General features: G+C 62.5%; 13 protein-coding genes. 6 read left to right on the top strand and 7 right to left on the bottom strand.

Going from position 1 to position 12,913, the window contains the following annotated elements; all coding sequences use genetic code 11:
• Positions 1–100: 100 nt before the first annotated feature.
• Both HAP41_RS17110 and HAP41_RS17105 read right to left on the bottom strand, forming a co-directional pair.
• The gene (locus HAP41_RS17110) at positions 101–1,096 is read right to left on the bottom strand and encodes a TRAP transporter substrate-binding protein (RefSeq protein ID WP_166099381.1); all 996 of its coding nucleotides are present in this window, start codon (positions 1,094–1,096) and stop codon (positions 101–103) included.
• 61 nt (positions 1,097–1,157) lie between these two features.
• Complete coding sequence (locus tag HAP41_RS17105; RefSeq protein WP_166099385.1) at positions 1,158–2,876, bottom strand: IlvD/Edd family dehydratase; 1,719 nt, start codon at positions 2,874–2,876, stop codon at positions 1,158–1,160.
• A 175-nt stretch (positions 2,877–3,051) separates the two neighbouring features.
• Here HAP41_RS17105 and HAP41_RS17100 point away from each other — a divergent pair, with 175 nt between their 5' ends.
• Positions 3,052–3,732, top strand: a complete 681-nt coding sequence (locus HAP41_RS17100; RefSeq protein WP_166099391.1) for a GntR family transcriptional regulator — start codon at positions 3,052–3,054, stop codon at positions 3,730–3,732.
• Between the two features lie 32 nt (positions 3,733–3,764).
• Positions 3,765–4,664, top strand: a complete 900-nt coding sequence (locus tag HAP41_RS17095; RefSeq protein WP_166099394.1) for a translation factor GTPase family protein — start codon at positions 3,765–3,767, stop codon at positions 4,662–4,664.
• 67 nt (positions 4,665–4,731) lie between these two features.
• Here HAP41_RS17095 and HAP41_RS17090 read toward each other — a convergent pair whose 3' ends face one another.
• The 3 genes from HAP41_RS17090 to HAP41_RS17080 all read right to left on the bottom strand — a co-directional run bounded on the left by HAP41_RS17090 (position 4,732) and on the right by HAP41_RS17080 (position 5,805).
• Positions 4,732–4,986: a hypothetical protein gene (locus HAP41_RS17090; protein WP_135216299.1), complete on the bottom strand. Its 255-nt coding sequence runs from the start codon at positions 4,984–4,986 to the stop codon at positions 4,732–4,734.
• 105 nt (positions 4,987–5,091) lie between these two features.
• Positions 5,092–5,517 carry a hypothetical protein gene (locus HAP41_RS17085; RefSeq protein ID WP_085404551.1) on the bottom strand — a complete coding sequence of 142 codons (426 nt, stop codon included), beginning with the start codon at positions 5,515–5,517 and terminating at the stop codon, positions 5,092–5,094.
• Between the two features lie 24 nt (positions 5,518–5,541).
• The gene (locus HAP41_RS17080; RefSeq protein WP_028146794.1) at positions 5,542–5,805 is read right to left on the bottom strand and encodes a GlsB/YeaQ/YmgE family stress response membrane protein; all 264 of its coding nucleotides are present in this window, start codon (positions 5,803–5,805) and stop codon (positions 5,542–5,544) included.
• A gap of 192 nt (positions 5,806–5,997) precedes the next feature.
• Between HAP41_RS17080 and HAP41_RS17075 the strand changes: the two genes are divergently transcribed.
• The 4 genes from HAP41_RS17075 to HAP41_RS17060 all read left to right on the top strand — a co-directional run bounded on the left by HAP41_RS17075 (position 5,998) and on the right by HAP41_RS17060 (position 11,048).
• A complete protein-coding gene (locus HAP41_RS17075; RefSeq protein ID WP_166099398.1) occupies positions 5,998–6,903 on the top strand; it encodes a transglutaminase family protein in 906 nt (301 codons plus the stop codon).
• Between the two features lie 283 nt (positions 6,904–7,186).
• Positions 7,187–8,047, top strand: coding sequence for a tyrosine-type recombinase/integrase (locus tag HAP41_RS17070; RefSeq protein ID WP_029085027.1), 861 nt, complete (start codon positions 7,187–7,189; stop codon positions 8,045–8,047).
• Between the two features lie 20 nt (positions 8,048–8,067).
• Positions 8,068–9,294 carry an IS91 family transposase gene (locus tag HAP41_RS17065; RefSeq protein ID WP_166061603.1) on the top strand — a complete coding sequence of 409 codons (1,227 nt, stop codon included), beginning with the start codon at positions 8,068–8,070 and terminating at the stop codon, positions 9,292–9,294.
• Positions 9,295–9,701: 407 nt separating this feature from the next.
• The gene (locus tag HAP41_RS17060; RefSeq protein WP_166053956.1) at positions 9,702–11,048 is read left to right on the top strand and encodes an IS5 family transposase; all 1,347 of its coding nucleotides are present in this window, start codon (positions 9,702–9,704) and stop codon (positions 11,046–11,048) included.
• A gap of 105 nt (positions 11,049–11,153) precedes the next feature.
• Here HAP41_RS17060 and HAP41_RS17055 read toward each other — a convergent pair whose 3' ends face one another.
• Complete coding sequence (locus HAP41_RS17055; RefSeq protein ID WP_166099415.1) at positions 11,154–11,600, bottom strand: SgcJ/EcaC family oxidoreductase; 447 nt, start codon at positions 11,598–11,600, stop codon at positions 11,154–11,156.
• 245 nt (positions 11,601–11,845) lie between these two features.
• Positions 11,846–12,772: a c-type cytochrome gene (locus HAP41_RS17050; RefSeq protein ID WP_166099423.1), complete on the bottom strand. Its 927-nt coding sequence runs from the start codon at positions 12,770–12,772 to the stop codon at positions 11,846–11,848.
• Positions 12,773–12,913 lie beyond the last annotated feature (141 nt).

Raw genomic sequence — 12,913 nt, 5'->3', positions numbered from 1 at the left:
CGCACTTGGTGCGGGCTCGAAGGAAGAACGTGGATGCCCGGGACATCTGGCACGAAGGCGCGCTTCGCGCTTCTGCCCGGGCATGACGACTTTGCTGTAACTAGTTCACCGACCGGATCAAATTCTTGATCTTCTCGGCATGCGGGCCGAGCTCCTTGGCGAGCTTGTCGAGATAGGGATCGGCGATCACCGTGAAGCTCTTCTTGTCGACGTTGTCGACGATCTTCACGCCCATCTTCTTCAGCTTGTCGGCCGCGGTGCGCTCGAGGTCGAACGCCTTCTGCGGCTCTTTCGTGCTGACCTCGTTGGCCGCGGTCTGCACCCACTGCTTCTGCTCGGCCGACAGGCTCTGCCAGAGCTTGTCGGAGACGAACACCAGCGCGTTATTGGCCTCGTGCTCGGTGATGTTGAGGACCGGGGCGACCTCGTAGTGCTTGTTGACGAGGTAGACGTTGATGCTGTTCTCGGCGACGTCGACGACGCCGGTTTGCAAGCTCGTATAGACGCTGCCGAACGGCATATGCACGGTCTGGGCGCCGTAGGCCGGGAACATCATGTCCTCTGTCGCGGTCGCCTGGACGCGGATCTTCAGCCCCTTGATGTCGCCGACATTGTGGATCTCCTTCTTGGAGTACATGTGGCGTACACCCTGCGAGCCCGTCGCGATCACGTGCAGGCCCTGCGTGGTCTCGTCGATCATGGTCTTGAGGGCTTCGAACACGCGGGGATCGGCCAGCCCCTTGACCACGTGGTTCTCGTCGCGGAACAGGAAGTGCAGCGACATCACGCCGGCCTGCGGCGAGATCGTCGCGGTGTTGGCCGAGGAGATGATGGCGAATTCGATGTCGCCGGCCTTCACGAGCTGGAGCACCTGCGGCTCCTGCCCGAGCTGCGCACCCGGATATTGATCGATGATCATGGTGCCCTTGCTCAATTCCTTGAGCTTGTCGGCAAAGAGGTCGCCCGCGATGGAATAGCCGGTGTTGCGCGGCTGATCGTAGGCAAAGCGATAATGCTTCACCTCCTGTGCCCCGGCCCCGGTGACGAAAAGTACGGCGGCCATGGCCACCAACCCACGCATGGATCGTGCAATCATCGTTTCCCCCTGTTTTATCGCCCGCCGCTTGTGCGGTCTGAGCGCTCGTTCGGGTGGTTCGTCACCCCTTCCCAGTCTGCTTCCCAGTCCTCTGCATGAAATCGAGGTCGCAGCCCTCGTCGGCCTGCATGATGGTCTCGTTGAACAGCCAGGCGTAGCCGCGCCGCGCCTCATCGGGTGCTGCCGCCGGCTTCAATGCGGTGCGCCGACGCTCCAGCTCGGCGGCATCGACCAGCAGCTCGATGCTGCGCTTGGCAACATCCAGCCGGATCATGTCGCCGTTCTTCACCAGCGCGAGCGGTCCGCCGACGGCGGATTCCGGCGTGATGTGAAGCACGATGGTGCCGAACGCGGTGCCGCTCATGCGCGCATCCGAAATGCGCACCATATCCTTGGTGCCGCCGCGCGCGAGCTTCTTCGGGATCGGCAGATAACCCGCCTCCGGCATGCCGGGCGCCCCCTTGGGGCCGGCATTGCGCAGCACCAGCACGTCGTCGGAGTTCACGTCGAGATCGGGATGGTCGACCCGCAAGGTCATGTCCTCGACGGACTCGAACACCACCGCACGCCCGGTGTGCTGCAACAGCTTGGGGCTTGCGGCCGACTGCTTGATGACGGCACCGCGCGGGGCGAGATTGCCGTGCAGGACGGCAAGGCCGCCTTCCTTCTTGATCGGATTGTCGCGCGGACGGATCGCATCCTGGCCCGGCACGTCCTCCGCATTCGCGACGACATCGCGCAGCGTCTGGCCGCTGATGGTCTTCGCGTCGAGATCGACGAGATCGCCGAGCTGCGCCAGCAATTTCGGCACGCCACCGGCGTGGTGGAAATGCTCCATGTAATGTTCGCCCGACGGCTTGAGGTCGACCAGCACCGGCACTTCGCGGCCGATCTGGTCGAACACCTCGAGATCGAGGCGGTGGGGCGAGCGATGCGCCATTGCCGTCAAATGGATCAGGCCGTTGGTCGAGCCGCCGATCGCCTGGAGCACGACCTGCGCATTCCTGAACGAGGCCGGCGTCAGCAATTCGCTCGGCTTCGGCCCCTTGGTTTTGGCCATCTCGGCGGCAACTCTGCCGCTCGCTTCGGCCAGGCGAAAGCGTTCGGCATGCGGCGCGGGAATCGTCGCGCTCATCGGCAGCGACAGGCCCATGGCTTCGATCATGCAGGCCATGGTCGACGCCGTGCCCATCACCATGCAGGTGCCGACGGACGGCGCGAGGCGGCCATTGACCGCTTCGATCTCGGCATCATCCATTTCGCCGGCGCGATATTTGCCCCAGAGACGGCGGCAATCGGTGCAGGCGCCGAGCACCTCGCCCTTGTGATGGCCGACCACCATGGGACCGACGGGAATGACCACGGTCGGCAAATCGGCGCTGATCGCGGCCATGACCTGCGCAGGAAGGGTCTTGTCGCAGCCGCCGATCACGATCACCGAATCCATCGGCTGGGCCCGGATCATCTCCTCGGTGTCCATCGCCATCAGATTGCGCAGATACATCGAGGTCGGATGCGCAAAGCTCTCGGCGATCGAGATGGTCGGAAACACGAACGGCATCGCGCCCGACAGCATCACGCCGCGCTTGGCGGCCTCGATGATCTGCGGGACGTTGCCGTGGCAGGGATTGTAGTCGCTATAGGTGTTGGTGATGCCGACGATCGGGCGCTCCAGCGCGTCGTCGGAATAGCCCATGGCCTTGATAAACGCCTTGCGCAGGAACAGCGAGAAGCCGGCATCGCCATAGCTCGTCAGACCCTTGCGCAAACCACTCGTCATCATGCCGCTCCTTCTCGCTTGCCATTGTGCTACAGCCTGCCCCCTGATTGTCAATAAGATTGGGCCGGATCGCCGCGCTTTCCGGCTCCAGACGCTGCCTGCGGACACAAATTATTGACAATCCGGCCTCGCCCTGCTCCACAAGACGAACCGGCAGATGCCGGAGGCTGAGGGCATGTCCGACATTCGCACCGCAGACGCCATGCCGGTCCGGCGCGACGATCCGGACGACGTCGTCGCGCGGCTGGAAGAGGACTTCATCTTCGGCCGCCTGCCGCCGGGTGCGCGCCTCACCGAGGACGCGCTGATGTCGCGCTACGGCACCTCCCGGCACTTCGTGCGCCAGGCGCTGGTGGATGCGGAGCGCCGCGGCATCGTCCGCCGCGAGAAGAACGTCGGCGCCACCGTGCGGTTCTACTCGGCCGAGGAAGTCCGGCAGATCTACGAGGTCCGCGAGATGCTGACGCGACAGGCCGCGCTGATGATCCCCCTGCCTGCACCGCAAGCCCTGATCGACGAGCTGACTGGGCTGCAACGGCAATATTGCGCGAAGGCAGACGTGCAGGATTTGCGCGGCATTCACGAGGCCAACGACGCCTTTCACCTCGCGCTGTTCTCGGCCTGCGGCAATCCCTATCTCGTCCGCTCGCTCCAGGACTACATGAGCCTGACGCTGCCGATGCGCGCCAAGAACCTCGCCGACCGCGAGGGACTTGCGCAATCGCGGCGCCAGCACGAGCTGATGATCGAGCTGTTGAAGGGCCGCGACAGCTGGGCGCTGGCGCAGCTGTGTGTGGATCACATGCAGTTCAGCAAGTCGGATTATCTGGCGAGGATTGCGGGTGAGGAGAGCTGACGCTAGACCAAGGCAACGCTACAGGTCTTACAATGCCGCATGATGTGAGCACGCCACCCCTGCTTGTTGACGTCGCCATCGAAGCGAAGTCCAGGGCCGATCATGAGAAGCTCGTTGCTGCGCTCTTGAAGCTCACCGCCAAGGACGGAGCGCTCGCCGTGTCGGTCGATCAAGACTCTGCTCAGATCATCCTGAAGGGAACGAGCGAAACCCACATTGAGAGCGCGATGGACGCCCTCAACCGGACCTCTGGAATAGCCGTCAATATTGGTGCCCTGCAGGTGGCATTTCTCGAGCATCCGACCAAACGTGCGGAGGCGGAATACACTCACAAAAAGATCTACGGGCCCAAGGGGGAGTTTGCCGCCGTCAAGCTTGCCATCGAGCCGAATGAGCCTGGCACGGGATACCAGCTTGAACGCAAGACTGGTGTGGATGCGCTACCGAACAAATATATGCCCGGGATCGAGAAAGGGCTCGAAAGCGTACTGGCCTGCGGCGTGATTGCGGGCTTTCCGGTGGTGAACGTCAGGGTCCAGCTGATCGACGGCAAGTATCACGACGTCGATTCTTCACCGCTCGCCTTCGAGATCGCGGCTAATGCCGCGTTCCGCAGGGCGCTGCAAACGGCAGAATCGGTCTTGCTTGAGCCGATCATGAAGGTCGAAGTGGTGACACCGACGCCGTTCGCACAATCGATCGTTGACGACCTGACATCACGGCGTGGGACCGCCCACTCCAGGGTCGTCGACGATGACACGGTCGCGATCGATGCGACGGTACCGCTCATAGCGATGTTCGGCTATGCGAACAGCCTGCGCGTGTTGAGCCAGGGGCTCGCCAGCCACACAATGCGCTTCGACCGCTATGCCGCCGCACCGCAGCCCTGGGACGGCCCGCCATTTCGTCCGGCGATCGGGATGCGTGCCTGACACTCATCGCGATAGAAGAGGCCGCCAACGCAGGCGGCCTCCCAAAATTCTGAACTGACCCGCGCTCTTATTTGAGGTCGAGAGCCCGGCAGTAGTAGCCGCTCTCAACGCCCGTCCAGCCTCGCTCCATGCGGTTACTGCGGCACTCGTAGTAGGACTTGAAGTTGAGGACGTTCTTGCAATTCGCAACCGCGCCGCCGGAGAGCGAGCATCCCGGACCTTGGTTTGGGTTCAGGTGAGCCGCGGGACCGATCGGTGCGGCGCTCACCGGCGCGATCGACAAGGTAGCAAGGATCAACGCTGACATCGCTAACGTCTTCATAGCCATCCTCCCTGTTCTTGTTGCCTGGGACGGCAATGCACGTCCCGGAACAGACGATCGCATGACGCGAGTGACAGGTCCTTCTCAATCAGAGCTTGTTCGCGTTCAGTACCGCCTCAGCAAACCGCGGTCCACGCTGGCATCGCCGTAGTCAGCGCAGCCCCTTGTCGGGTTCTTGATCAAGTCCGTCCGGACGCGCCTGAACGTTTTGCCGGCCGCCTCACGCACCTCGGGGCGGAATTTACCGGGATCGTAGGTCTCGCCGTCGCGGGCCTTGATGGCTGCAGCATAGGCGTCGATCATGGCCATCGCCGCCTCAGGGCTGCCGAGAAGCCGGGCGCCGAGTTGAACGCCGCCGGCGCCGTCGACCTCGTAACCGTCGCATCGCTGCTCCAGCACCACCGATGCGGTGACGAGCTGGTCAAGGAACGTCGCCTCGGCATCGCTGAGGGCTGCGGCTCGCGCCGATCCTGACATGACTCCCGGTACGATCGTCGCGAGCATCGCGACGACTGACAATTTGATTTTCATGCGCAGCAAGATCATTCGGGTCGATCAGGCGCGGCCCTGACGACCCATAACAAGCCCGTACAGGAAGAGGAGAATGATGGCGCCGACCACGCTGCCGATGAAGCCGGCGCCCTCCCCGAACTTATACCATCCCACGGCCTGACCGAGCCACGTCGCGACGAACGCACCGACGATCCCCAAAACCGTCGTCAGGATGAACCCCGTGGGCTCGGATTTGTCGCCGGGCATGATGAATTTCGCGACCACGCCGACGATAAATCCAATGATGATCGTCCAAAGGATACCCATGTCCATCGCTCCATTCGGTCGGTTTGCACATCAACGTCTGAAGGAATGCGTGATCGCTTGATGGGCCAGACGATCCCGGGAACGACGTTGATCTAGATCAATGGGCAGCAGCGGCCGAGCCGAAAGCTGGTCCCTGCTCTTTCTTGTGCGGAAGGTGCTCAACGAGCCCCGCAATGCGAAGCGGATCGATGCATGGCGATCATAGGCGAGATCACGCACACCACGACCTACCGCTATGCAAAGCCGGTGAGGTTCGGCACGCACCGGGCGATGTTCCTGCCGCGGCGCGGCGCCTCGACCCGGCTGCTTCGCTGGTCCGCTGCTACCAGCCTGCCGTCAAAGGTGCATTGGGTCACCGACTCCCGCTCCAATGCCGTCACGGTGATGGACTTCAGCGAACCCGGCAGCGAGCTGACATTCACGTTCAGGGTTCGTGGCGTCTATTTCGGCGTCAAAGGCCTGGAGACATTTCCGCTGGAGCCCCGGGCCGAGGAGGTCCCGGTGCAGTACACCCCGGACGAATGGACCGACCTTGCCGGTTACCTGCGCCCGCACGCCGACGATGCAGACGGCAGCCATGCGGCGTGGACCAAGAGCTTCGTTGCCGGCGATCAGGATCGGACCGCCGACGTGCTGCGCCGAATGCTAGGCAAGTTTCGCAGCGACTTCAGCTATCGCGGCAGAGATGCCGAAGGCACACAGCCACCCGGCGAAACGCTGCGCACGAAATCGGGCACCTGCCGGGATTTCGCCTGGCTGATGATCGAGACCTTGCGCCGGCTCGGCTTTGCCGCGCGCTTCGTCAGCGGTTATCTCTATGATGCGGCGCTCGATGGCGGCGCCGTGGGCATGACCGGCTCCGGCGCGACCCACGCATGGGTGCAGGTATTCCTGCCCGGCGCCGGCTGGCTGGATTACGATCCCACCAACAGTTTGAGCGCCGGCTTCGACCTCATTCCGGTGGCCATTGCGCGGCATCCGGGCCAGGCCGTGCCGTTGGCTGGCTCGTGGTTCGGCGATCCCGGCGACTATTTGGGCATGTCGATCAATGTCGCCGTCAACAAGATCGGCGAAATGCTCGATCCTTCGGAAGCGTAGGCTACCGGGATAGGCGCGGCGGTCGCGGACCATGGCATTTTATCGCAACAGTACGAAGTCGTCCGTGAACAATGCTCTAAGCGATTGAGCGAGAGTCTGTTTTTCGGATTTGAGACGGTTTGAGATTGCAGGGATTGGGAGGTAAAGACCGCCAAAGCCTGCAAATTCGATTGTGGATTGAACGAAGCCGCTGCCGCGGCGTAGGGGGCAAGGTGGCATAGATCGCCTCCTGGCTGAGAGGATGTGGGTGTTGGAGCCCACCCCCTCAGACAGGAGTATCGAGATGGCCGATTTGAGCCCTCTTCGCCGCCGCATGATCGAAGACATGACCGTCCGCAATCTGTCGCCGGCGACGCAAAGATCCTACATCAGCGCGGTTTCGAAGTTCAGCCGCTATTTTGGCCGATCGCCTGACCGGTTAGAGCTGGAAGACGTCCGCGCCTTCCAGGTGCATTTGGTCTCGACCGGCATCTCATGGCCGGCGCTGAACCAGATCGTCTGTGCGCTACGGTTTTTCTACGGCGTCACGCTCGGCGAGGCGCTCATCCCAGAGCGCATTCCCTATGCGCGAGAACCGCGCAAGCTGCCGGTCGTTCTCAGCGCCGACGAAGTGGTTCAGTTTCTTGAAGCGGTATCGAGCCTGAAGAGCCGCGCCGCGCTCACCACCGCCTATGCGGCCGGGCTCAGGGCCTCGGAGGTTGCGGGACTGCGGATCGAAGACATCGACAGCGCCCGCGGCGTCATCCAGGTGCGCCACGGCAAGGGCGCGAAGGATCGCAACGTGATGCTGTCGCCCCAGCTGCTGGGCATCCTGCGCACCTACTGGCGGCTCGCCCGGCCGCGGCTTTATCTGTTCCCTGGTCGTGACGAAGATCATCCGATCGATCAGACCGTGCTGCATGCCGCCTGCCGGTCGGCGGTGAAGGCTGCGGGCCTGACCAAGCGCGTCACGCTGCACACGCTGCGCCACAGCTTCGCGACACATCTTCTCGAGAACGGAACCGATATCCGGATCATCCAGGTCTTGCTCGGGCACAATAATTTGTCGTCGACAGCGCGCTACACGCAGGTCGCCACCGATACGATCCGAGCGACGCAGAGCCCGCTCGATCGCCTGTCGCTGGAGGTGACGCCACCTGGATGACCCGCAGCGGGATGCGGGTCATGACCCGCTCCGACATCCGCTCCAACAGGCCCGCCATCGAGATTGCCGATATTCTGCGCCGGCATGGCGACGCCTATCGCCGTGTACATGCCGGTCATCTGGGGCGGGTCGAGCGGCGCGTGATGAGCGCGATCGTTGCGTGCCGGACCGAGGCGCTCGGCGGCCACATGCAGGCTTGCGACGACTGCGGCACGACACGCGTTGCCTATAATTCCTGCCGCAATCGGCACTGTCCGAAGTGTCAGGGGAGAGCCCGAGCCGCGTGGCTCGCCGCGCGTCAAGCCGACCTGCTTCCGGTTCCCTATTTCCACGTCGTCTTTACACTTCCCGCACCGATCGCCGCGATCGCTTTCCAGAACAAGGCCGTCGTCTATGCCATCCTGTTCAAGGCTGCCGCCGAGGCGATGACGACGCTCGCCGCCAATCCACGCCGGCTCGGCGGTGCGATCGGCGGCGTCGCCGTCCTCCACACCTGGGGACAGACGCTGATGCATCATCCCCACGTCCATTGCGTCGTTCCGGGTGGCGGCCTCTCGCCCGATGGCGCGCGCTGGACCGCTTGCCGACCGAACTTCTTCCTGGCCGTCAAACCGTTGTCCAGACTATTTCGCACACTTTTTCTCAAACGTCTGTCGGCAGCCTTCAACTCCGGTGCCTTGCGTTTCTTCGGCGATCTCGGAGCTCTGGCCGAGCCGGCTGCCTTTGCGGCCCACCTCGACGCCATGCGACGCATCAACTGGGTTGCTTACGCCAAGCGGCCCTTCGGCGGACCCGCACAGGTCCTGGCCTATCTCGGCCGCTACACCCATCGCGTCGCGATCGCCAACAGCCGGCTCGTCGCACTCGACGACGATCATGTCGCCTTCTCATGGAAGGACTATCGCCAAAACAGCGCGACAAAGATCATGAATCTCAAGCCCGATGAGTTCATTCGCCGTTTCCTGCTTCATACGCCGCCTGACGGCTTCCACCGCATCCGCCACTTCGGCTTCATGGCCAACCGCCATCGCGCTGCCAAGCTCGCCCTTTGCCGCGAACTTCTCGATCATGAGCGAACAGCCCCAAACGATGGCCAGCCGTCGCCTGTGGATTCGGAGGCTCAAACCTGGGCCGAGGTTCCTGCCTGTCCCGATTGTGGTGGCGTCATGCGCATCATTGAGCGCTTTCGACATAGCTTCAGACGCCCCAGCCCTCGAACATCACCGTTCCGATGCGACACATCGTGAGCCAAGTCATGTCGTGCACGACGATCATCATTCGTCATTTCGCTCCCAGCGTCTCGATCATCGCGGACGATGTCGAATCCGTGCTGTCACACTGCGCGACAACAACCGTCCGATGCAGCAAAAGGCCTATCGCGATCTCAGGCGAAGCGCGTCTGATCTCAACTCTTCCAGGATGCGCACTCCTGTGTCTCTGCCTCACGCGCCGAGCCAGCAGATCGGGCATGGCGATCTCGAACAATCCCCATAGCTGCAAAACCGCGAATAGCCTCCCGCGCCTTCGTTCAATCCGGCTTCAATGAGGTCGCGTCATAAGCGCCTGCCGCGCCCTCGCGTGAGCGCGACCTCACAGAACCCTCCAGATTCCCTTTCGCAGCGGACCATGATTCTGTGTTGCATCGGAGGGGACGATGCGACCGAAGAAGCACAAGACGACGGGATCGAACGACCTGTTCCGGGCGCGGCTGGACCAGATCATCAATCTGAAGCACGAGCTGGTTCTGTTGGCCGGCAAGATCGATTGGGACTGGATCGACGGCGAGATCGCGCCGCTCTACAGCGAGAACGGCCGGCCGGGGATCGAGACCCGCTTCATGATCGGGCTGCTGTTGCTCAAGCAGATTTACGGGCTGTCCGATGAGGGGATTTGCGAGCGCTGGGTCCACGACCCGTATTTCCAGTACTTCACCGGCGAAGAGTTCTTCCAGCACGCCTTCCCGCACGAGCGATCGGACCTGAGCCATTGGCGCAAGCGGCTCGGCGACAAGCTGGAACTGCTGCTGGCCGAGAGCCTGCGGGTGGCGCACGAGGCCGGCGCGTTACGCGGCCAGGACCTCAAGCGGGTCACGGTCGATACCACGGTGCAGCCAAAGGCCATCACCTTTCCGACCGACGCCAAGCTGCTGCATGCGGCCATCAAGGGGCTCAATCGCCTGGCGAGAAGGCACGGCGTCAGGCTGCGGCAGTCCTATTCTCGGATCGCCAAGGCCGCCGCGATGATGGCGGGCCGCTACGCCCATGCCAAACAATTCAGGCGGCATCAGCGGCAGTTGCGTATCCTGCGCTCAAGGCTCGGCCGGATCATCCGCGATATCCGCCGCAAGATCGACGGCCAGCCAGCCCTGGAGGAGGCGTTCGCCCTTCCGCTTGGCCGGGCCAGCCAGATCCGCTCGCAGCAGCAGCGCCAACGCGGCTGGAAGCTTTATTCTTTCCATGCCCCGGAGGTGGAGTGCATCGGCAAGGGCAAGGCCTCCGCGCCGTACGAGTTCGGCGTCAAGGCTTCCATCGTCACCAACAACCGCCGAGCTCCCGGCGGTCTGTTCGTGCTACACGTCAGGGCGCTGCCCGATAATCCGTATGACGGTCACACCCTGCGCGACGTCATCGACCGCACCGAGGCACTCACCGGCTGTCCGATCGAGCGGGCCTATGTCGACAAGGGGTATCGCGGCCACGACGCTCAAAATCCACGTCGCGTCTTCATCTCCGGCCAGAAGCGCGGCGTCTTCGGGATCATCAAGCGCGAGTTGCGCCGCCGATCCGCCATCGAGCCCATCATCGGACACCTGAAGGCCGAAGGTCACCTCGGGCGCTGCTACCTCAAAGGCCGCGCAGGAGACGCCGCCAACGTCGTCCTCTCCGCCGTAGGCCACAACTTCCGCCGCATCCTCGCCTGGCTGAGAGATTTCTTGGACCTGTTCCTGATCCGGATATGGCGCACGTTCACATGTCCCATCCCGCTCAATTCGGATTCTTAACGGACGACCATTTAGCTGACATCGGTCCGAACCGCGGCCGAGCCCGTTAGCGGCCATGAGCACTCGCTTGCTATCGTTGCAGGATGTCTCCCAAAATTCCGACAGCTACTGACGCGCGGCCGACAGCGGTGACGAATGGTGGTGCGCGATCATCCATCGACCGTCGCGCTTCACAAGCACGAAAGTAAAGCGTGATGGCCGGGGTGTATCGTTCTCTGCAGCTCGAGCAAAATTGTAAAATCCGATTCCCAAGACGGATGTCTCGCTGAGGACGAGCGTTCGTATCTCGACAATCGAGTTCTTGCGACCGCTTCCCGGCAATTCCTGAAAATATTTCCGTATCCCCTCTGTTCCTTCGGAAATTGCCGGGCTTGTCGTTCCAAGCAAAACCGCGTCGGGGGCGTATAGACCTACGAGCGCGTCGCGGTCGTTTGCACTATACGTCGCTGACCATTGATCGATCGCAGCGTTGGCCTCTTCTGCAGGCCCCGCAAACGCAACCGTTCCAGAAGCGCCAAACAAGAAACAAAACGCCAGCGCCAGAAATTTCATCATAGCCTCCAGGTTTCATCGAGTTCTGTAACATACTTGAACAACGTTCGCCTTGCACCACAGGTATGGAAGGTCAGTAGCGGTCGTAAACCGTTGCCCTGTCCGACGACAGCTTTGGGTCGTCAGATTCGGAAGTGCGTTGGCGTTTGAAATTGGTCAGCCTGTTCTCCAATAGCGGACATGAATACGGCACTCGGCGGCTGCGGCCTAATGGGGCGATATTTATCGCCTTAGGAATACACGCCCTAGCTGGCTTCCTTGCGTTTCGGCCGCGGCGGCCCGTCCACCGGCGGCAGCGATTTGATGTAATCCGCCATCGCCGCGAGATCCTCGTCCGGCAATTGCGAGGTGTTCTTGATCACGCGCGTCATCGCGCCGCCGACACTGTCGCCGTCGGGCAATTCGCCGGTCTTCAGGAAATAGGCAATATCCTTCGCGCTCCACTCGCCGAGGCGCTTCTGTGTGATGTTGGGCACCCAGCCCTCGCCTTCCGGATTGGGTCCACCGGCAAAGCGTTCTCCGGAGATGATGCCGCCAAGCGCGTTGCGCGGGCTGTGGCATTCGGCGCAATGGCCGAAACTGTTGACGAGATAGGCGCCGCGATTCCATTGCGGCGACTTCGTGCCGTCGGCGACGAAGGGCTTTCCGTCCATAAACAGGAATTTCCAGATGCCGATGTTGCGCCGGATGTCGAACGGAAAGCGCACGTCGTGGTCACGCACCTTGCCTGCAACGGGCGGCAACGTTTTCAGATAGGCGAAGAGGTCGAGCACGTCCTCGCGCCTGGCGTGCTGATAGGACGTGTAGGGAAACGCCGGGAAATAATGCTGTCCGTCCGGCGAGACCCCGTGCATGACCGCGTTGACGAAATCGGCGTCGGTCCATTTGCCGATGCCGTAGGTCGGATCGGAGGAGATGTTCGGCGCGTAGAACGTTCCGAACGGCGACTTGATCGCGACGCCGCCGCCGAGCCTGGTGCGATCGGGCTGGTCGGGGACGGCATGGCAGGACGCGCATCCGCCGGCGTTGAACATCACCTCGCCATTGGCGAGATTGGGGACATGGGCAGGCGCGGCGGCACCGGCCGCCACCACCGGCGCGCTGAGCCACCAATAGACGCCCGCAGCAGTGACCGCGGCAAGCAGCGCCACGACAATTGTTCGTTGCAACATGCAGATCCATTCATTGCTTGCCGCGAACCTATGACCGATGTCCACGCGGCTCCAGCCACGAAGAATTTAGCCCGCCCCGGCCGGAAACGGGAATAAACTGAAACGGCCAATGTTGGAAGTTTGGCAGGCCAACGAGGCCTC

The sequence above is a fragment of the Bradyrhizobium barranii subsp. apii genome, assembly GCF_011516635.5.
GTDB classification, from domain to species: domain Bacteria; phylum Pseudomonadota; class Alphaproteobacteria; order Rhizobiales; family Xanthobacteraceae; genus Bradyrhizobium; species Bradyrhizobium barranii.
Note: the sequence above shows the minus strand (reverse complement) of the source record. Positions and strands in the feature narration are given on the sequence as shown.